Here is a 19836-nt window from a genome sequence, read left to right on the forward strand (position 1 = left end):
TCACCAGAACGAGTGCTCGAGTGACCACCGGTCGAGCTCCGCGGACACCGTCTCGCGGAGCCGGCCGGTGTCTCCCGCGTACTCGGGGTGGATGCCGAACACGGTGACCGTCACCTTGTCGCCGTACTCCACCGACCACGCGGCGATCGCCGGTCCCTGTCGACGCCGGGCGGCCGCGTCGCGGCCCTGCATGATCGCGCGGATCCCGAACGACTCCGCGACCTGATCACCGAGTTCGAGAGCGCTCTGCGGCGCGGCGCCCAGGTTCGACACGGTGGTGTCCGGCCCGGCGATGGACGTCATCATCCGCCCGAGCACCCGGTCCGGAAGCAACCTGGCCACCGCCTGCAGGTGGTCTGTGACCGCGTCGTCCGTGGTCGCGTACTTCGCGAACGCCGCCTTGCTCAGCGCGCGGATCTCGCCGAGCCCCACCTCGGGTCCGATCGGCCCGGGCACCCGGATCCACACGCCCCCGGACGCATTCGCTCTGTCGTCGCCGTCGGCGCGGTTGCTCACCGCGATGCAGATGCGCGTGCCCTCGGGACCCGTCGGATGGCCGGACGCACGCAGAACCCCGCCCATGACGGCCGTGAAGAGGCTGTTCGGCGTACCACCGTGCTCGGCCGCGCGGTCGACCCACTCGCGGCGATCGAGATCCACCACGGCGAGGGTGGTGTCGGACTCGGTCGGAGTGGGTTCGTCCGCGCGAGCCGCGACCGGCGCGGCAGTCGGGGCAGTCTCGTGGGATCGCGTGATCGCCGTCCGCAGCGCCGTCGCGCCGGCCGTCGCCGCCGCCTTCCCGATCACCGCGAGAGCCCGCGCCACCGCCGGAATCTGCGCCCCCGCGTCACGGAGATCGCCCCGCACGCCGGCCCACCCGGCGACGTCACGCCCGGTGGGCAGTGCCGAGCGCGTCGGCCCCCGGCGAGCCGCATCGAGCGCCGCGTACACGGCCTGGCCATCGGCGATCATGTGCGAGACCAGCAGTGCCAGAACGGTTCTCCCGGTATCGGTGTGCGCGCACTCGAGCGTGAACCCGCGTCCGGCAGACGGGTCGAGATCGGCCGCACGGAGCCGCGCATCGACCCAGTCCCCCACCGCGTCATCCGCGATGGTGCCCGGTTCGGTGTACACCGTGGCGGGGCGCTCGGCCCGCACCCATCGGTCGTGGCCGAACGGCACGGAGGTGGGGACCACCCGGCGGTCGAACGATCCCGACGCGAGCCGGTCGGCGAGCGTCGCGACGGCGTCCGCACCTGGGTCGGCCGGGAAGATCCACAGGTACTGGATCGGCGCCGTCCATCCGAAGAGTCGCTCCGCCAACGCGTACGACTCGTCGGCACCCGCCACGCGGTCTGCCGGGCGGACCTGAGCAGTGGTCACGTCACCAGAACTCATGCGGCACATCCCATCCGGTGAGCTCCGCGGACAGGGCTGCCGTCAGCGCCTGCGCGGAACCCACGCGTGTCTCGTCGAACCCGGCCACGGCGAAGGTCGCCGCACCGTCCGTCTCCAGGTACCAGGACTGCACGCCCTCGCCGAAGCGTTGCGTGCCGGCGGGGTCGACGTGGTGCGCTGTTCCCCGGAAGGCGACGTCCGTGGCGGTACGGCCGCCGACCCGGCGGAGACCGTCGAAGGACCCGAGATTCGACGCGACCACGTCGGGCATACCGGACCCGCCGCCCGTCACCACGGACGTCACGACGGACAGCGGGAGTACCTGGAGCAGTGGCTGCAGATGAATCATCGCCGGCCGGCGTCCGGCGGACAGCGCCGCGAACGCGTCCCGGCACAGCGCGCGGACACCGCCCAGATCGGAGCCCGGAACCACGCGCTCGGCGAGTGAGATCGACACACCCCCGGTGGCGTTGCTGCGCTGATCGTCGTCACCCCGGCGCAGACTCATCGGGATGCCGACCTTCACGGGCAGCCCGTCGTCTGCGTAGCCGGTGGCGACGAGCGCACCGGCGAGTACCGCGACGAACAACGAGTTCCGTGTCCCGCCGTGACGCTGCGCGACGGCGTCCCACTCCGCCACCGGCACCGTGACCGTCGCCCAGGACGGACGAGCCAGCGGCGCACGGGTGTGTGCGGGGGTGCGCGGGGTGACGGAGGCCGGACGTGCGACGCCGGAGTCGGTCGAGCGGAGATCGGACACCACCGCGACGGCGGTCCGTGCCACGCCGGCCACGGCTCCGACCACCTGACGTGCTGCGTCGCCGACGTCCCCGACGAGTGCGGACGGCCCGGTCGGCGCGGCGCCGATGTCGTCGCGCACCCCGGCCGTGTCGGCGACGGCGGCCACAGCGGCCGCCGTCATCGCTCGGCCGTCCGCGACGAGGTGCAGGCAGGTGAGAGACAGCGCCGATCCACCGGTGGTCGTCCGGGTGGACCGCAGCGCCCAGCAGCGCCCCGCCTCGGCGTCGAGGTCGACGGTCTCGAGATCGCGCGTCGCCCAGTCGAGGACCTCGTCCGGTGTCACAGACTCGTCATCGAGCCGAAAGGCGGGATCCCGGTCGGACCGGACCCAGCCCGGGCGGGCGACGGGAATCGACGGTCGCACGATGCGTCGATGCAGTGCTCCGCGCGCGAGTCCCACCGCCATCGCCGTCACGTCAGCGTCCGGCACCGCGTCGTCGAAGCGCCACACGAGTTGCAGGATCACGTCCCACCCGAACGCCTCGGAGAGGAACCAGTAGGTGAAGTCCTGATCCTGAAGCCGCGCCGTCATGCGACCACCGCGTCCGTCGGTGCGGGGCGGGCCGACTCCACGAGGTCGGACGCGCGGCGGACCGCCTCCGCGGGACTCGTCATGGCGGCGGCCACGGCGGCTGCGCCCGCGGCCGCCTCGGGCGTCAGAGCGAGGCGCAACGCCTTCTCCAACGACTGCGCCGTGATGTCGGAGGCGGACATCGCGGCGCCGCACGACAGGGCGACGACCCGCCGACCCCAGAAGGGCTGATCGGACGACACCGAGCACACCACCGTCGGCCGTCCGGCCCGCAGTCCCGCCGCGGTGGTCCCCGCGCCGCCGTGGTGCACGACGGCGCGGCACCGGGGGAAGACCGCGGCGTGGTCGACGGCGCCGGTCACACGGACGTGATCACCGAGCGCGTCTGCGGAGTCGACGTCGTTCCAGCCGGCGCACAGCAGAACCCGTTCGCCCACGCGCGCCGCGGCATCCGCGACGGCGGCCAGGACGGCCGCCGGGTTCGTCACCGGCATGGATCCGAAGCCGACGTAGACGGGCGGGGGGCCGTCGTCGATCCACTCGTCCAGGGACGGGTCGGACGGCTGCGGATCCATCCGTGCCCGCAGCTCCGGGGACACCTCGAGGAAACCTGTGAGGGGACGCGTGCCGTCCCAGTCGACGGCGAGTTCGGGGCAGAACACCCGGTCGTAGGCCTGGATCTCGACGGTCCGGCGACGGGCCATGCGACCGGGAAGCGGTGACGACACCGTGGGGATGCCCAGGGAGCGGCGCAGCGTGTTCTCGCGCCGCCGGGTCGCCGTCCACAGGACATGGTCCAGCACGGTCCAGGCAAGTCCGACGACCGCAGCCGGCGCACCGTCGATGCCGGGCACCGGTGAATACCGCGGGTTGGAGCGCACCGGCGCGTGATGCAGCGCGACGAGACCGATCCCGCGCGCCTCGGCGAGGGGCAGCGCGATCTGTTCGGTGGTGATGCCGGTGAGCAGCACGTCCGGCGCCGTGGTGTCGACGACGTCGCGCAGTTCCGTCACCATCTGGTCCCACCCGAAGTTCCACAGTGCGGCGAGCGCCCGCGCACGGTCGGCGACCGACCCGCGGGACAGGCCGTGACGGACCAGGTCCGAGTTCATGTGCTCGCGGGTGTCGTACCCGAACGGCACCGTCTCGAGTCCGACCCCGCGGGCCAGGTGCACGAGGTTGGGCGGAACTGCCATGACCACGTGGTGGCCCCGGCCCGCCAGATCCGAACCCAGGACGACGGCAGGTTGTACGTCGCCTCGCGTTCCGCTGACGGCCATGACGATGCGCACGACTCGATTCCCCCTCGGACATACCTGATGTGGAGTGCGCCGGAAATGGCGTCTCGTCCGCTTGTGTCACTTGTTCGTACCATTCGACGCACGGGACGGCATGTCGTGGTGCCGATCCGAGAACTGGACCACGGACAGACCTCGAGGTCGGGAACGCACGCTGGTCACAAGCAGCGTCGCAGTCGACTTGTCAAGGCTGACAGCCGAATACGCCGAACAAGGAGGTCGGGTCGGCGCAGCGGCGTGGGATGTCACGACGGGCCCGATCGCAACTCGGACAGCGAGACACTCGTCACCCTGGCGTGTCGGTGTGGCGTAGGACGTCACGATTGGCGGAGTCCCACCATGTCTGCAATGGTCGTTCCACGAACAGTTCGCGGAGGTCATCAGTTGCGGACGCTCGGCGCGCGGGGGTCGCGGAGCAACGCTCGAGGGGGTGAGACATGCAGGTCACGTTGGCATTTCAGGGAAGTAGAGGCGACGTGCAGCCCGGCGTCGTCCTGGCCACCGAGCTGGAACGACGTGGACACCGTGTGGTGCTCGCCGTTCCGCCGAACCTCGTCGCCTTCGCCGCGTCCGCCGGCCTCGATGCTCGCCCGTGCGGTGTGGACACCGCGGAGCTGCTCACCTCGCCCCTCGTGACCCGAGACATGGCCTCGCGCAACCCGCGCCGCCGGCTGGCAGCCGTCACGGCCGTCACCGTCGCGGGAGGTCGCGCCGCGCGAGCCGCGCTGACCGACCTGGCCGCCGGCAGCGATGTCCTCGTGGGGTCGTCCGTCGGTCAGGAGAGCGCGTACGACGTGGCCGAGGTGCACTCGATCCCCTACGTACCCCTGCACTTCTGCCCGGTTCGCAGCAACGGCGTCGCCTCCGTCGTCCCGGTACCGTCGGCCCTCCCGGGGTTCGTGCACCGCGCGGCGTGGTGGGCGCTCGACACCACACTGTGGCGCGCCTCCCGTGGTGCGCACACCACCCTCCGAGCAGAACTCGGACTTCCGCCCATGACATCCAGTGTCGCTGGGGCGCTGGCGCGTTCCGGCGTCACCGAGATCCAGGCGTACGACGCGGCGCTGTTCCCCGGGCTCACGGAGGAATGGGGCCCGGCGCGACCTCTCACCGGTTTCCTGCATCCCGACGCCCGCACTCGCGCCGCGGTGCAGCGAGCTGCCCCGGTCACCGACGGTCTCGATTCCTGGCTCCGCGCGGGCACACCACCGGTGTACATCGGGTTCGGCAGCATGACGGTCCCCGGCGGCGCGGCTCTTCTCGACGAACTCGTCGCTGCCGTTCGGCGTGCCGGGAGACGCGTTCTGCTCGTCGGCGGCTGGGACGACCGGCTGCTGCGCGAGAACGCCCCCGGTTCCAGCGAGTTCGGGCACGATGTCCTCTCGGTGTCGGCCGTCGACCACACCGCGGTGCTCCCGCAGTGCGAGGCCGTCGTCCACCACGGCGGCGCCGGGTCCACCGCCGCCGGTCTGCGCGCCGGTCGACCCACCCTCGTGTGTCACGTCGGTGCCGATCAACCCCTGTGGGGACGACGCGTCGTCGCCTCGCGAGTCGGCGCGAGCGTCGCCGCACGATCGGCGTCCTCCGCCTCGCTCGATGCCGCTCTGGCTCGGGTGCTCCACCCACGGACACGTTCTGCTGCAGAGCGTCTCTCGAATTCCCTCGTCTCGCCCACCGATGCGGTCCGGCGGTGCGCCGACCTCGTCGAGGCGGCAGCGCAGCGCCGCACGGCCCCGCTGCACCCGACCGCCTCGCGAACGGAGACCTCCCGATGAACCGACTGTCCCTGTCCGTCGTCGTCCCGGCATTCGACGAGGAGGAGTGCATCGGCGCGTGCCTGGACCTGCTGTGCACCCAGCTCGACTGCATCACCGAGATCATCGTCGTGGACAACAACTCCGCGGACGGCACCCGTGACATCGTGCGACGACATGCCACGGACCACCCCGAGATCCGCGTGGTGACCGAGAAGCAGCAGGGTCTCGTCTTCGCCCGGAACGCCGGTATGGATGCGGCGTCCGGGGATCTCGTCGCCCGGATCGATGCCGACACCCGCGTGCCCGATGACTGGGCGTCAACGATTCTCGACTTCTTCGCCGCCGACGTCCATCAGCACTGGGCCGCCGCGTGCGGACGCGGTGAGGCGTACGAGCTGCCCTACGGCGACGCGGCCGCCCGCATCAAGGCGCGGTGGTCACCGCTCGCCCGGCGGTCGCCGTCCACCCCGGAGGTCCGCGACGTTCCGGTCCTGTACGGCTCGAACATGATCCTGCGCCGCGAGACGTGGAAGCTGATCCGCGAGGACGTCTCGCTGCGCCGCGACGTCTTCGAGGACGTCGACATGGGGCTCTGCGTCCAGGAGTCGGGCGGGCGCAACGCCTTTCTGCCCTCCCTCACCGTGGGAGTGTCGCCGCGCCGAATGGAATCGGGAATGCGGTCATTCGTCCGCTACATGGCGTGCCTCCCCCGAACCCTACGACTGCATCGACGCCACGCGCTCGCGGCGGCAGCGCTCGTGCTGTACGTGCCGGGGGTGTCCGTGCTCCACGCCTGCCGACTCGTGATGATCCGCGCCTACGACAGCGACAGCGGATCCTTCTCCGCGCGACATCTCCTGCGCCCCCGCACCGATCGCGGAATGCCCTGAGCGCACCGCTCCACTTCCCGACCCTGCGATCTCGACCCGAACGGACGTGAGACCGAAGATGGAATTCACCGAGCTCGCCGATCACCCGCTCCCCCGGGGCGTGGTGACCGAGTGGATCCCCACCGTCACCGCGACCGACCGCTGGTATCGGGACGACCGACCACTGGCCTACACGCACGAGGAACATTGCCGTCACAGCCTCGCCAAGGCTGCCACGGGATCCTCGGACGAGATCGGCGCAGCCTGGATCGGGGCGGTGTTCGAGATCCACGACCGGTACGACGCCGAGGCGCTGCGTCGTGCTCTGCGCGCCTGGACCTCTCGCCACGAGACCTTCCGCTCGACGGTCACGACGGACGGCGTCGACGCCGACGGCGGCGCCCGTCTCGCCCGCTCCACCGTCCCGGAGGATGCGGTGGACGTGGTTCCGCGTGTACTCGGGCGTCGGCGCACGGGATCCGACGTGCACGCCGACGTCTCGGACTTCTTCGCCCGCACCCTGTCGCCGTTCCGGTGGCCGCACTGCGTGGTCGCCACGGTCGAGGACATCGCCCCGGGTTCGTCGACCGAGGAGGACGACGAGACGGACCGGTTCCTGCTCGTCTTCGGAGCCGACCACTCCGTCATGGACGCGTACTCGATGCTGTTGGCCGTCAGCGAACTCCGCCGGCTGTACGAGTTCGAGATCCACGCGCGCGATCCACGGCTGGCGGCGATCGGCAGTCATCTCGACTTCAGCGTCGTCGACCGGGAGACCGGTGACTGCCTGACCCCGGACCACGAGGTGGTCCGCACCTGGTCGTCCTTCCTCTCCGACGGCAGCTTCCCCCCGTTCCCCCTCCCGGTCGGCGCCGACGACGAGCACGGTCCCGAGCGGCAGAGCAGTCTCTCCCGGTACCTGTTGAGTGCGGCGGACACCGACGCGCTCGCCGCACACACCCGCGCGCGGGGTGCGTCCATGACCGCGGCCGTGGTCGGTGCGCTGGCACTGACCTCCCGCGACCTCGCGGGTGAACGCCGACTGCGAGTGACCATGCCCATGCACACGCGCTTCGAGCCCCAGTACGCCGAATCGGTCGGCTGGTACGTGGGAGTGGTGCCGGTCGACGTCCACGTCGACCCCGCCTCGGACGTGGACGACGCCGTGCGCCGCGCCGCCGCCGGCCTGGACGCCGTCAAGGGCTATGCACGCCAGCCGTACTCCCGTGTCGCGCGGCTGCTGAACGTGGACTCGGTGCCGCAGTTCGTGGTGTCCTACCTCGATCTGCGTCACACCCCCGATGCCGAGTCGTGGCCGCTGTGGAACACGCGCACACTCCGCAGTGCCACCGCCTCCCGCGACGAGGTCTACTTCTGGATTCTCCGCACGCCGCTCGGCCTCAGCATCGCGGCCCGGTTCCCCGGCCACGAGGAGGCGGTCCGCAACGTGCACGCCTACCTCGCCCGATTCCAGGAGGTGTTGCGCGAGTCCGCCGGCGCCGTCGTCGAGAGCGGGGCGGACAGGACGGTGCACGCATGATCATCACGGCGATGCGCAACTGGAAACCCGCACCCGGCGAACTGCTCGAGTGGCATCCGGTCGACGACGCACGGCCGCTCGTCGAGTCCGCACCGGTCGATCCCACCCCGCCGTCGTTCCTGCAGGAGAACCATGTTCGCGGTGTGCGCGCGGTGGCGGACCGGGGAGGCACGCACACCGCGTACCTCGGCTCCGCGACCGAGGTCGCCGGAGATCTCGACGTCGCCGCGTTGACCCTCGCCTTCGAGCAGTTCCTCCTGCGCCACGAGGGACTGCAGACGTGGTTCGAGACGGACGGCGCCGCGGTCGTGCGGCGCCGCGTTCCCCCGGCGGCCGCGCGCCTGCGGGCCGTCTCCGCGGGCGAGTGCTCGGCGCCCGACCAGTTCCTCGACTACGTGCGCGATCGGCTCTCGCGGGACGCCACACCCCTGAGTTGGCCCGCCGTGGCGTTCGGGGCGGTGGCGCGACCGGGGGGATTCACGCTCTATTACGGTGCGGACCACGCGTTCTCCGACGGCGCCTCTCAGGTCCTGGTCCTGGCGGAGCTGATCGATCTCTATCGCGCGGCGCAGTCGAACCGTGCACCCACCGACATCTCGGCGTGGACCGGAAGCTTCCTCGAGCACGTCGCGATCGAGAACGAGAGGGCCGAGGCCGTCGACGCCGACTCCCCCGAGCTGGCCGAGTGGATCGACGTCGTGCGAGCCCACGGCGGCGCGATGCCGTCCTTCCCGCTCGACCTCGGACTCGCACCGGGTGAGACCGCTCCCGTCGAACCGATCGAGATGGACCTGCTGGGCGCGGACGACACCGCGGCCTTCGACGCCGCGTGCCGGGAGGCGGGTGGGAAGTTCGTCACGGGCCTGTTCGCCGCGGTCGCGATCACCGATCACGAGCTCGCGGGCCGCGACGACTACGCCGGCATCACCGTGCTCGGTACCCGCCATCTCGGGGACTTCGCCCTGTCCCAGGGCTGGTTCTGCAACTTCGCGCCCGTGACGTTCCCCGTGGCGGGCGTCGGCGACTTCCGCACCCTCGTCGGTCGAGCGAGCGAGGCCTACGCCCGCACGAAGGCCACCGCGGCAGCGCCGATCGGGAAGGTGCTGCAGCTGCTCTTCGAGTCCGGCGTCGGCGGCGCCGGACTGGCATCGAGCCCGCACCTGTTGTCCTACATCGATTTCCGCTGGTTCCCCGGACACGCCTCCGAGGCCGACGACGACGCGATCCTGTTCACCGGCGAGGGCCGCACCGCGAACGCGTCCATGTGGTTCAACCGGGACGATCGCCACTTCTATCTCGGGTCGCAGACTCCCGCGACGCCCAAGGCTCAGCGGCAGGTGGCGCGATACCACCAGCACCTGCGGGAGGTCCTGCAGACGGTCGCGCGGGACGGGAACCGCGTCGTCGGTGGTGGCGCGTGCACGTGATCGGAGTGGACGCCTGGGCCCCGCGCCCCGGCGTCGTCCTGCAGTGGCTCGTGCGTTCCGACGCCGAACCCGTCCCGTCGACGGTCCCGCCGTCGTTCAACCAGAGTGCGCACCTCGCCGACGTCGACGACGGCAGCACGTGGCTCGCAGCATCGTTCGACGTCCCGGGGCCGCTGGACACCGATGCCCTGGAGCGTTCTCTCGAGCGGTTGGTCGCACGCCACGGTTCGCTCCGGACCGGGTTCGTGCGGTCCGACTCCGGTCCGTCACGCGTGAACCATCCGCAGGGTGCGCTCACCCTCCGACGACGACCGGACATCGCGGTCCCGTCCGTCCCGGAGGCACACCGCGTCGTGCGCGGCGCGCTCGACGCCGCGTGCGCTCCCTTCTCCGCACCGGCCTACACCTTCCTCGCCATCGATCGTCCGGACGTCTCCACGGTGGTGTGCGGGTTCGATCACGCGCACGTCGACGCGTATTCGCTGGCGGTCGTCATCGACGACGTCCGTCGGGGCTATCTCGGCGAGCCGGAGACCGCGCCGGATCCGGGTGACTTCGTCGACTACTGCGCAGCCGAGTCCGCGGGCACGCCGATCGACCTCGAGGACGACCGGCTCCGCACGTGGGTCGACTTCCTGCACGCGGGCGCCGGCGCTCCGCCGCAGTTCCCTCTCGATCTCGGAGTCCCGCACGGGCGCACGGACCGCTGTGCGGTCCGCGTCGACACCCTGCTCACCGCACGGGAGGCCGACGCGGCCGAGACCGGGTGCCGGGCCGACGGGGCCAGCCTCTACGCCGGTGTGCTCGCGGCCATGGCGCACGCGGTACGCGACCTCGGTGGTGGCGCCACGGTTCCCCTGCTGTTCCCGCTGCACACCCGTCGATCCGCGGCGTGGCGGTCGTCCGTCGGCTGGTTCGTCACCAACGCGCCGCTCGAGGTGGTCACCGAGAGCGACCTGAGGGCCACGATCCGCTCGGCCGGTCCGGCGGTGCGACGCGCGGTCGCGCTGGGCGAGGTGCCCATCGCCCGCGTGGTCGAGGCCGCGGGCGGACTCCGGCGCCCGCGCAAGGACGTCTTCATGGTGTCCTACGTCGACTACCGGTCGGCCCCCGGACACGACCTGCTGCGCAGCATCGACGCCCACCACATCTCCAACGTCACCGTCTCCGACGACGCGCAGTTCTGGATCTCCCGCACCGCGGACGGTCTCGCACTGCGGAGCCGGTTCCCCGACAACCCGACCGCCCGCACCACGATCGAGGCCTTCGTGGCCGCCGTCACGGACCACCTCGCACTCGTCGCCCAGCCGTGCGAGGCCGCCCTACGGTTCGCGGTGGACACCCGGACCGCGGCCGACGCGTCGGTCACCGTCCCCTAGAGTTCGGGGAACACCTGCACCTGGAGGAGACGCTTCGTGACATCAGCCGACGACCGGACCGAGTCCGGTACGGACGAGACCGCTCCCTCGGCGCCCTTCCTGCGCGTCGAGTCGGGCAACCCGACCGACGAGGAGATCGCCGCCCTCGTGGCCGTCCTGTCCGCCGCCACGGCCGACGCCGGGCCGACCGAGATCCCCGTGCTCGATCACTGGGGTCGCCCGTCCACCATGCACCGCGCGGGCACGGCCTTCTCGCCCTACTCGTTCACCACCGGGGTCACCGGACCGCGGTGACGGTCCGGTTCGTACTCGCGTCGCGCTCGCCCGCCCGCCTGTCCGTGTTGCGGGCAGCCGGGGTGGATCCGATCGTCCGAGTCTCGGACGTCGACGAGGACGCGGTCGCCGCAGCACTGCCCTCCGACTCCCCCCACGAGGTGGTGGTCACCGAGCTGGCCGCGGCCAAGGCGGCCGTGATCGCAGAGGCTCTCGCCCACGATCCGGAGCTGTCGACCGGCACCGTCGTCGTCGTGGGCTGCGACTCCATGCTGTCGATCGGCGGCGACCTCGTGGGCAAACCACGAGACGTCGCCGTCGCTCGCGAACGCTGGGCGGCGATGGCCGGTGCGAGCGGTGACCTGCTCACCGGTCACTGCGTCCTACGGCTCGACGACGGCCGGGTGACCGCACGCGGCGCGGCCCACTGCGGGACCACGGTGCACTTCTCCTCGCCGACCGAGCGGGACCTCGAGGCATACCTTCGCTCGGGCGAGCCACTCGCCGTCGCGGGCGCGTTCACCCTCGACGGTCTCGGTGGCTGGTTCGTCGACGGCATCGAGGGTGACCCGTCGTCCGTCATCGGTATCGGGCTGCCGCTGGTACGCCGGTTGCTCGCCGAGGTGGGTGTCGGCATCGCCGATCTGTGGGAGAGCGCCGCGGCGCATCGTGACGGGATCGACGACACCAGCGTCTGACGCCGTCCCGACGCGCGCCCTAGGATCGTGTGGTCACGCACAATCAGTTCGACCCCCCGTCTGACAACCTCAGGAGACGCACGTGTCCGTCGCGCCAGATCCCCACCCCGCCTTCGCGTCGTTCGCGCACCCCGAACGACTCGTCACGACGCAGTGGCTCTCCGCCAACATCGGCACACCCGGACTCAAGGTCGTCGAGTCCGACGAGGACGTGCTCCTCTACGACGTCGGCCACATCCCCGGCGCGGTCAAGATCGACTGGCATCTCGACCTGAACGACCCCGTCACGCGCGACTACGTCGACGGCGAGAAGTTCGCCGACCTGATGAACCGCAAGGGCATCTCGCGCGACGACACCGTCGTCATCTACGGCGACAAGAGCAACTGGTGGGCCGCGTACGCGCTGTGGGTCTTCACTCTGTTCGGCCACGAGGACGTGCGCCTGCTGGACGGTGGACGCGACGCCTGGCTCGCCGAGAACCGCGACACCACACTCGACGTCCCCGACATCTCCGGGGCGGACTACCCCGTCGTCGAGCGCGACGACGCAGCCATCCGTGCGTTCAAGGACGACGTCCTCGCACACCTCGGATCCGGCCCGCTGGTCGATGTGCGGTCCCCCGCCGAGTACACCGGCGAGCGCACCCACATGCCCGACTACCCCGACGAGGGCGCGCTGCGCGGTGGACACATCCCGACAGCGCTGAGCATCCCGTGGGCGAAGGCCGCGGCACCCGACGGCCGGTTCAAGTCCCGCACCGAGCTCGACGAGGTCTACGGGGACGTGTCCTCCGACGCCGACGTCATCGCGTACTGCCGCATCGGCGAGCGGTCGTCGCACACGTGGTTCGTGCTGACGCATCTGCTCGGCTACGAGAACGTCCGGAACTACGACGGTTCCTGGACCGAGTGGGGCAACGCCGTGCGCACACCGATCGCGCGCGGCGAGGAGCCCGGAGCCCTGCAATGAGCGGAACACTGCCCGCGCCGCTGGCCGAGATCGTCGACGACTTCGCGGCCGTCGAGGGCCAGGACAAGATCACGATGCTGCTCGAGTTCAGCAAGGAGCTGCCGGCCTTGCCCGCAGGTCTCGAGCAGGCCGCGATGGAGCCCGTCCCGGAGTGCCAGTCACCGCTGTTCCTGTCGGTGGACTCGTCCGACCGGTCTGCGGTGCGCCTGTACTTCAGCGCCCCGCCGGAGGCACCGACCACGCGCGGCTTCGCGTCGATCCTGGCGCAGGGGCTCGACGGTCTTCCCGCCGACGACATCCTCGACGTCCCGGACGACTTCTACACCGAGCTGGGACTCGCGGCGGCCGTGAGTCCGCTACGGCTGCGCGGGATGTCGGCGATGCTCAGCCGCGTCAAACAGCACCTGCGGTCCTGACTCGCCGCTTTGTTCGGACAATGTCGCTCTCGGCGGTAGACTGAGGTACCGAGAGCGGCGTCCGGACGGGGCGTCGCGCCGGTGTGGAAGGACAGCCGAATCGTGGAGTTCACCGAACTGGTCGACTACCCGATTCCGGCAGGCACCCTCACCGAATGGATCCCGAGTGTCGGTCCGCACGCATCGACGCCGGAGGACGCGGGGTGGCTGCCCGACGATCGGCCCACCTCCTACGTGCACGAGGCGCACCTGCGTCGCACCCTGGCCCGGCCGTCCGCCGGTCGCGAGTCGTGGCTCGGCACCGCGTTCGACATCGCGGGCCCGCTCGACACCGCCGCGTTCCGGCGCGCGGTGCTGGCGTGGATCGACCGGCACGAGGGCATGCGGTCCAACGCCACCGTCGACCCCGACACGGGCCTGCTCTCGCGCGTGACGGCCCCGGTCGGTGCCACCGACATCTGGGTCATCCAGCAGGACGCGTGCACGCAGGCCGGCGAGGTGTACCAGCATCTTCAGCACCTGTTCGACGAGTACACGTCGCCGCTGGTGTGGCCGTCGTACGCGTTCGTCACTCTCGAACCCACCGGACACTCCGGCGGCGACGCGGCACCGGACCACTTCACCGTGTTCTTCGCCGCCGATCACTCGATCATCGACGGGCTGTCCATCGTGCTCATCGCGCACGAACTCACCCGCCTCTACGAGCAGGAGACCACCGGCGCCCCGGCAGGGCTCTTCCCCACCGGCAGTTACCTCGATTTCGGCGAACTCGAGCGCACCCTCTGCAGCGGGGTCGACCGGACGCACGACGCCGCCGTGGAGTGGGCGAACTTCCTCGCCGAGGACGGGGGACGATTCCCGTCCTTCCCGCTCGACATCGGACCTGTCCCGGAGGTGCCGATCCCGCAGGCCGGACTGTCCGCGTGGATCCTCTCGCCCGAGGAGGCGGACGCGTTCACCGTGGCGTGCCGCCGCGCCGGTCCGGGCTTCTCCGCCGGCCTCATGGCCTCGATGGGCGCTGCGGCGGCTGCCGTGTCCGGTGCCGGGCGCTTCCGCACGGTCACCCCGATGCACACCCGTCACGACCCGTCGTGGGCCGCGTCCCTCGGCTGGTTCGTCGGCGTGGCTCCCCTCGCGTTCGACGTCGCGGACGGCGAGTCGTTCGGAGACGTCGTCGTGCGCGCCGGAGCCGAGATCGCACGCACTCGTCCGATCTCGCGCGTCCCCCTCGATCTCGTCGCCGAGGCGATCGACCTGCACGACACCCCGCGTTTCGTCGTCTCCTTCATGGACGTGCGCTTCGCACCCGACGCGCGGACGTGGCCCGACGTCAACGCGCGCGCACTGCGGAGCAGGAAGTACGACCACGACGTCTACCTGTGGGTGCATCGCACTCCGCAGGGCGTCAACATCTCGGCCCGGTTCCCCAGCAGCGAGGTCGCCACCGCTGCCGTCCACCGGTTCGTGGCAGAACTGCGGACCGTGCTCAGCGACGTCGTGACCACCGGGACACACCTCGTGCGGGCCCGGAGTGACCTCACCCCTACACTCCGAAACTAGGATGACCAACCGATGGCGCGGGCGAAGGCCCGTGCTCGTCCGCCGGAGCGACACCACGCGACGGCCCACCCGACCTCACAGGAGGCTTCGTGCCCAGCCACGCCACTGCCCGCATCAGCAAGGTTCTCGTCGCGAACCGCGGTGAGATAGCGGTACGTGTGATCCGCGCAGCGGCCGACGCCGGCTACACCTCCGTCGCGGTCTACGCCGAACCCGACGCCGACGCGCCCTTCGTCCGCCTCGCCGACGAAGCCTTCGCCCTCGGCGGTCAGACCTCCGCCGAGTCCTACCTCGCGATCGACAAGATCATCGACGCCGCCGCCAAGTCCGGCGCCGATGCGATCCACCCCGGCTACGGCTTCCTCTCCGAGAACGCCGACTTCGCCCAGGCCGTCCTCGACGCCGGCCTGATCTGGATCGGACCGTCCCCGCAGTCCATCCGCGACCTCGGCGACAAGGTCACCGCCCGCCACATCGCCACCCGCGCGAAGGCCCCCTCCGTGCCCGGCACGTCCGAGCCAGTCAAGGACGCCGACGAGATCCTCGCCTTCGCCGACGAGCACGGCCTCCCCATCGCCATCAAGGCCGCCTTCGGCGGCGGCGGACGCGGCATGAAGGTCGCCCGCACCCGCGAGGAGATCCCCGAGCTCTTCGACTCCGCCACCCGCGAAGCCGTCTCCGCCTTCGGCCGCGGCGAGTGCTTCGTCGAGCGCTACCTCGACAAGCCCCGCCACGTCGAAGCGCAGGTCATCGCCGACCAGCACGGCAACGTCGTCGTCGCCGGCACCCGCGACTGCTCCCTGCAGCGCCGCTTCCAGAAGCTCGTCGAGGAAGCTCCCGCACCGTTCCTCACCGACGACCAGCGCGCCGAGATCCACGCCTCCGCCAAGGCCATCTGCAAGGAAGCCGGCTACTACGGCGCCGGCACCGTCGAGTACCTCGTCGGCCAGGACGGACTCGTCTCCTTCCTCGAGGTCAACACCCGCCTGCAGGTCGAACACCCCGTCACCGAGGAGACCTCCGGCATCGACCTGGTGCTGCAGCAGTTCCGCATCGCCAACGGCGACGAACTCTCCATCACCGAGGACCCGGCACCGCGCGGACACTCCTTCGAGTTCCGCATCAACGGTGAGGACGCCGGCCGCGGCTTCCTCCCCGCCCCCGGACCGGTCACCACCTTCATCGCCCCCGAGGGCCCCGGCGTGCGCGTCGACTCCGGTGTCGAGTCCGGCTCCGTCATCGGCGGCCAGTTCGACTCCATGCTCGCCAAGCTCATCGTCACCGGCGCCACCCGCGAGGAAGCCCTCGCCCGCTCCCGCCGCGCCCTCGCCGAGTTCCGCGTCGAGGGCCTCGCCACCGTCATCCCGTTCCACCGCGCCGTCGTCTCCGACCCGGCCTTCATCGGCGACGGTCAGTCCTTCGACGTCCACACCCGGTGGATCGAGACCGAGTGGGACAACACCGTCGAACCGTTCACCGCCGGCGCCCCCATCGAGGACGACGAGAACGGACCCCGCCAGAACGTCGTCGTCGAGGTCGGCGGCCGCCGTGTCGAGGTGTCCCTGCCCGGCCAGTTCTCGCTCGGCGGCACCGCTGCTGCCGGTGGCAACGTCATTCGTCGCAAACCCAAGGCGCGCACCCGTGGCGGCGCCGGCAGCGCAGCCGCGTCCGGTGACGCCGTCACTGCACCCATGCAGGGCACCGTCGTCAAGGTCGCCGTCACCGAGGGCCAAGAAGTCGTCGCCGGAGACCTCATCGCCGTCCTCGAGGCCATGAAGATGGAAAACCCCGTCACCGCCCACAAGGACGGCGTCGTCACCGGACTCGCCGTGGAGCCCGGCTCCGCCATCACCCAGGGAACTGTTCTCGCAGAACTGAAGTGAGCCGGCCGGACGCCCGCCCCCGTTACGCTCCTCTCATGGCCGACGACAGTCCGCACGTGAGAACCGATCGACGAGGGCGGGCGTTCCCGTCTCCCGGCTCGTACGGGCACTCGTCGTGACAGAGGTCCGGGCCGCTCTCTTCGACGTGTTCGGCACCGTCGTCGACTGGCGCGGGGGTATCGCCGACGAGGTGCGGCGCTGGCTGGAGGAGTACGCCCCCGAACGCGACGACATCGATCCGGGCGACTTCGCGGACCTGTGGCGTGCGAGGTACCAGCCCTCGATGCAACCGATCCGGACCGGTGAGCGCCCCTTCACCAAGCTCGACGTGCTGCACCGCGAGAGTCTCGTGGAACTGCTGGCGGAGTACGTGCTCCCCACCGAGGCGGTCGACGATCTCACTCTGGCGTGGCACCGCTTGCCGCCGTGGCCGGACTCGGTCGCCGGTATCGCAGCCGTCCGCGAGTCCGTCATCGTGGCACCCCTGTCCAACGGCAACGTGTCGTTGCTCCTCGACATGGCCAAGCGTGCCGGCATCCCCTGGGACGCGGTCCTCGGCGCGGAGGTGGTGCAGGCCTACAAGCCGACTCCCGAGTCGTATCTGCGGACGGCGGAGTTGCTCGATCTCGCGCCCGGCCAGTGCCTGATGGTCGCGACACACAACGATGATCTCGCCGCCGCCCGTGGGTGCGGACTACAGACCGCCTTCGTGCGCCGCCCGCACGAGCACGGACCGCAGCAGACCGAGTCCGAACCCACCGACGACTGGGAGTTCGTCGTCGACGACCTCGAGGAACTGGGCAGGCTTCTCCGGTCCGGTCAGGCGAGCAGTCGTTCGTAGACGCCGACCTCGGACCCGAGTTCCCAGGCGCCGATGCCCTCGAAGGAGGACAGCACGCGCTCGTGATTCCAGTCCTCGTCGACGTGGATCTCGTGCGGATTGCCCTCGATCTCGTGCTGCGGGTAGTGGACGATCGGGATCGACAGGTACGCCGCCCGCGTCGCGACCGCACAGCACTTGGCCCACAGCGCCACCGCGTCGGCCTCGGTCATGTGCTCCGCCACGTCGCCGATGATCACCACGTCCGCCGTCGGCAGATCCACCGTGCGCGCGTCACCGAGGATGATCTCGTCGTAGTACTCGTGGAGGCGGTAGGTCTCCACGTACGGCTCCCAGATCTCGACACCGGTGATGCGGGAGAGCTGCGGCCCTGCAAGCAATTTCGCGTAGGTCCCCACCCCCGGTCCGATGTCGAGCACGGAGACGGGTCGCTCGGACCCCAGGGCGTGGACACGGTCGCGGGTCCAGGACTTACCTTCGGACGAACTCATCGGCATGACTGTCCTGTGCCCAGCCGGGCCTCGGCGTAATCGTCAGGGGCTCGGGCGGTCGTGATCGCGACCCGTCGCGAGGTCCCCGCACTCGACGGTGATCACGTCGGGGTTGCCGCTGAGGAAGGTGCGGGCGCCCTGATCCCCCGTCGCCGCCTCCGCGACCTCCGCCCACCACCGGCGCGCGAGCACCACGGGGTGACCGGGAGTGTCGTCGAAGGTGGCCCGCGCGATTCCAGTGCTCGCGGCGTGGTCGAGAACCCGCCCCACCACCTCGGCGCCGATGTCGGGGGTGTCCACCAGGTGCAGCACCGCGAGGTCGGCGTCGGTCGTCTCACATGTCTGCAGGCCCACCCGGACCGAGCTGCCCATGCCGGTGCGCCACTCGTCGTTCACCACGGCCTGCGCGCCGGGAGGCATCTCCGGTGCCGCGGCACCCACGACGACCAGGACCTCGTCGCACCCGCCATCGCGCAGCGCCCGCACCGCCAGGTCCAACCAGAGCCCGTCGTGCGCCAGGATCTTGGGGGAGCCGTACCGGGTGCCCGCACCCGCCGCGAGCACCACGCCGACCGTCGTCATGCGACCACCCTGCACGGGCTGCGTCCCCGGCGCCAGTGCGCGCCGAGCACCTCCCGGGCGCCACGACCCACTTTTCGCACCCACGCGCGGGAACCCGCCCCCAGCGCCCGCGAGTGGAACACCCCGCGCACGTGACGCTCCGCTCGACGACGAATGGCGCGGGATCCCGCCCCGTCCGCCGCCGAGAGGACCAGAAACTCCACCTCCCGGGCGCCACGACCCACTTTTCGCACCCACGCGCGGGAACCCGCCCCCAGCGCCCGCGAGTGGAACACCCCGCGCACCCCCCGCCCCCTACTCCAGCCGCGCCTCGAGCTCGGCGATGCGGTCGAGCAGCACCTTCTCCCGCGCCGCAGCGTCACGCTCGTAGAGCGCCCCCATCCGGCTCACGTAGTCCTGGTCGTAGCGCGGGATGATGCTGCGGGTGCAGTTCCAGTCGATCGCCTCGACGGAGATCACGACGCTGCGCTCGCACCGCGACTCGACGGTGCCGCCGGGCACCTGCCGGAGTCGCTCGAGCAACGCCGGGTCCGCACTTCCCTCGACCACCGTCGCGCGCCCGTAGATCTTCACGCGCTGGCGGCGCGGGTAGTCCACGACGATCAGCGCCACGCGGTCGTTCGCGTCGAGATTGCCGGTCGTCACGTACTGGTTGTTCCCGGCGAAGTCGGCGAACGCGAGTGTGTGGTCGTCGAGCACCTGCAGGAACCCGGCCGGCCCGCTGCGGTACTGGACGTAGGGCCATCCGGTCTCGGTGACCGTCGACAGGTAGAACTGGTCCGCGGCGCGGATGATCACCTTCTCGCGGCCGTCGAGTTCGTCGGGTCCGTCGTCGCCGCGTTCCGTCTGCGCACCGTAGGCCGTGTAGCTGCCCTTCGCGCGCTGCCGCGCCAGCGCCGAGGGTCCGAACACCAGGTGGTGATAGTGGTTGCTCATCGCCCCTCACTCTTCACCACCTGTTGGCGGATCACCCAACGACCAGCGCGGACCGGTGCCCCGACTTTGTGCGGTCTCGACTGGCGGGGTGGCCCCGCATGGCGGAGTCTGATCGCACCGCACTCCGGTCACTCGCCGCCCTGCACCGTCGCAGGGCACCGCCTCAGGCCTTTTCGGCCCTCGCC

The 19836-nt window shown here is 70.9% G+C and carries 18 protein-coding genes; 12 read left to right on the forward strand and 6 right to left on the reverse strand.

The genetic code is table 11. From position 1 onward, the window contains the following. The 3 genes from J4E04_RS12845 to J4E04_RS12855 are packed head-to-tail and all read right to left on the reverse strand — an operon-like array spanning position 1 to position 4023. The gene (locus J4E04_RS12845) at positions 1–1398 is read right to left on the reverse strand and encodes a hypothetical protein (protein WP_490148724.1); all 1398 of its coding nucleotides are present in this window, start codon (positions 1396–1398) and stop codon (positions 1–3) included. Beyond that, complete coding sequence (locus J4E04_RS12850; protein ID WP_490148725.1) at positions 1385–2731, reverse strand: hypothetical protein; 1347 nt, start codon at positions 2729–2731, stop codon at positions 1385–1387. Before J4E04_RS12850 ends, J4E04_RS12845 begins: the two co-directional genes overlap by 14 nt. Then, a complete protein-coding gene (locus J4E04_RS12855; RefSeq protein WP_222638691.1) occupies positions 2728–4023 on the reverse strand; it encodes a glycosyltransferase in 1296 nt (431 codons plus the stop codon). Before J4E04_RS12855 ends, J4E04_RS12850 begins: the two co-directional genes overlap by 4 nt. Positions 4024–4466: 443 nt before the next feature. Between J4E04_RS12855 and J4E04_RS12860 the strand changes: the two genes are divergently transcribed. The 12 genes from J4E04_RS12860 (at position 4467) to J4E04_RS12915 (ending at position 17642) form a co-directional block, all read left to right on the forward strand. Continuing rightward, positions 4467–5804, forward strand: coding sequence for a glycosyltransferase (locus tag J4E04_RS12860; RefSeq protein ID WP_490148726.1), 1338 nt, complete (start codon positions 4467–4469; stop codon positions 5802–5804). Further along, a complete protein-coding gene (locus J4E04_RS12865; protein ID WP_490148727.1) occupies positions 5801–6676 on the forward strand; it encodes a glycosyltransferase family 2 protein in 876 nt (291 codons plus the stop codon). Before J4E04_RS12860 ends, J4E04_RS12865 begins: the two co-directional genes overlap by 4 nt. 58 nt (positions 6677–6734) lie before the next feature. Continuing rightward, a complete protein-coding gene (locus tag J4E04_RS12870; protein WP_490148728.1) occupies positions 6735–8195 on the forward strand; it encodes a condensation domain-containing protein in 1461 nt (486 codons plus the stop codon). Continuing rightward, the gene (locus tag J4E04_RS12875) at positions 8192–9622 is read left to right on the forward strand and encodes a condensation domain-containing protein (RefSeq protein ID WP_490148729.1); all 1431 of its coding nucleotides are present in this window, start codon (positions 8192–8194) and stop codon (positions 9620–9622) included. The genes J4E04_RS12870 and J4E04_RS12875 overlap by 4 nt, the downstream gene beginning before the upstream one ends. Continuing rightward, positions 9613–11001, forward strand: a complete 1389-nt coding sequence (locus J4E04_RS12880) for a condensation domain-containing protein (RefSeq protein WP_490148730.1) — start codon at positions 9613–9615, stop codon at positions 10999–11001. Before J4E04_RS12875 ends, J4E04_RS12880 begins: the two co-directional genes overlap by 10 nt. Positions 11002–11037: 36 nt before the next feature. Beyond that, on the forward strand, positions 11038–11295 hold the full coding sequence (locus J4E04_RS12885; protein ID WP_027506905.1) for an acyl-CoA carboxylase subunit epsilon: 258 nt from the start codon (positions 11038–11040) through the stop codon (positions 11293–11295). Then, complete coding sequence (locus J4E04_RS12890) at positions 11292–11972, forward strand: Maf family protein (RefSeq protein WP_222638696.1); 681 nt, start codon at positions 11292–11294, stop codon at positions 11970–11972. The genes J4E04_RS12885 and J4E04_RS12890 overlap by 4 nt, the downstream gene beginning before the upstream one ends. A gap of 82 nt (positions 11973–12054) precedes the next feature. Next, the gene (locus J4E04_RS12895) at positions 12055–12942 is read left to right on the forward strand and encodes a sulfurtransferase (protein ID WP_222627152.1); all 888 of its coding nucleotides are present in this window, start codon (positions 12055–12057) and stop codon (positions 12940–12942) included. Continuing rightward, positions 12939–13358 carry a SufE family protein gene (locus J4E04_RS12900; protein WP_037186768.1) on the forward strand — a complete coding sequence of 140 codons (420 nt, stop codon included), beginning with the start codon at positions 12939–12941 and terminating at the stop codon, positions 13356–13358. Before J4E04_RS12895 ends, J4E04_RS12900 begins: the two co-directional genes overlap by 4 nt. 102 nt (positions 13359–13460) lie before the next feature. Then, positions 13461–14918 carry a condensation domain-containing protein gene (locus J4E04_RS12905; RefSeq protein ID WP_490148731.1) on the forward strand — a complete coding sequence of 486 codons (1458 nt, stop codon included), beginning with the start codon at positions 13461–13463 and terminating at the stop codon, positions 14916–14918. An 89-nt stretch (positions 14919–15007) separates the two neighbouring features. Then, the gene (locus tag J4E04_RS12910) at positions 15008–16801 is read left to right on the forward strand and encodes an acetyl/propionyl/methylcrotonyl-CoA carboxylase subunit alpha (RefSeq protein WP_490148732.1); all 1794 of its coding nucleotides are present in this window, start codon (positions 15008–15010) and stop codon (positions 16799–16801) included. A gap of 115 nt (positions 16802–16916) precedes the next feature. Continuing rightward, a complete protein-coding gene (locus J4E04_RS12915; protein WP_490148733.1) occupies positions 16917–17642 on the forward strand; it encodes a haloacid dehalogenase type II in 726 nt (241 codons plus the stop codon). Here J4E04_RS12915 and J4E04_RS12920 read toward each other — a convergent pair. From J4E04_RS12920 to J4E04_RS12930, 3 genes are all read right to left on the reverse strand, one after another. Next, positions 17621–18133 carry a class I SAM-dependent methyltransferase gene (locus J4E04_RS12920; RefSeq protein WP_285188776.1) on the reverse strand — a complete coding sequence of 171 codons (513 nt, stop codon included), beginning with the start codon at positions 18131–18133 and terminating at the stop codon, positions 17621–17623. The genes J4E04_RS12915 and J4E04_RS12920 overlap by 22 nt on opposite strands. Before the next feature lie 42 nt (positions 18134–18175). Further along, positions 18176–18715, reverse strand: a complete 540-nt coding sequence (locus tag J4E04_RS12925; protein WP_490148734.1) for a nucleotidyltransferase family protein — start codon at positions 18713–18715, stop codon at positions 18176–18178. 294 nt (positions 18716–19009) lie between these two features. After that, positions 19010–19651 (reverse strand): pyridoxamine 5'-phosphate oxidase family protein, encoded by a 642-nt coding sequence (locus tag J4E04_RS12930; protein WP_490148735.1) that lies wholly within the window; start codon positions 19649–19651, stop codon positions 19010–19012. Positions 19652–19836: the final 185 nt, after the last annotated feature.

This window comes from Rhodococcus sp. NFXS4 (assembly GCF_058139645.1).

Coding starts and splice junctions, on each gene's coding strand:
- J4E04_RS12845 (WP_490148724.1), bottom strand. CDS start 1,398: ATGAGTTCTGGTGACGTGACCACTGCTCAGGTCCGCCCGGCAGACCGC.
- J4E04_RS12850 (WP_490148725.1), bottom strand. CDS start 2,731: ATGACGGCGCGGCTTCAGGATCAGGACTTCACCTACTGGTTCCTCTCC.
- J4E04_RS12860 (WP_490148726.1), top strand. CDS start 4,467: ATGCAGGTCACGTTGGCATTTCAGGGAAGTAGAGGCGACGTGCAGCCC.
- J4E04_RS12865 (WP_490148727.1), top strand. CDS start 5,801: ATGAACCGACTGTCCCTGTCCGTCGTCGTCCCGGCATTCGACGAGGAG.
- J4E04_RS12870 (WP_490148728.1), top strand. CDS start 6,735: ATGGAATTCACCGAGCTCGCCGATCACCCGCTCCCCCGGGGCGTGGTG.
- J4E04_RS12875 (WP_490148729.1), top strand. CDS start 8,192: ATGATCATCACGGCGATGCGCAACTGGAAACCCGCACCCGGCGAACTG.
- J4E04_RS12900 (WP_037186768.1), top strand. CDS start 12,939: ATGAGCGGAACACTGCCCGCGCCGCTGGCCGAGATCGTCGACGACTTC.
- J4E04_RS12920 (WP_285188776.1), bottom strand. CDS start 18,133: ATGAGTTCGTCCGAAGGTAAGTCCTGGACCCGCGACCGTGTCCACGCC.
- J4E04_RS12925 (WP_490148734.1), bottom strand. CDS start 18,715: ATGACGACGGTCGGCGTGGTGCTCGCGGCGGGTGCGGGCACCCGGTAC.
- J4E04_RS12930 (WP_490148735.1), bottom strand. CDS start 19,651: ATGAGCAACCACTATCACCACCTGGTGTTCGGACCCTCGGCGCTGGCG.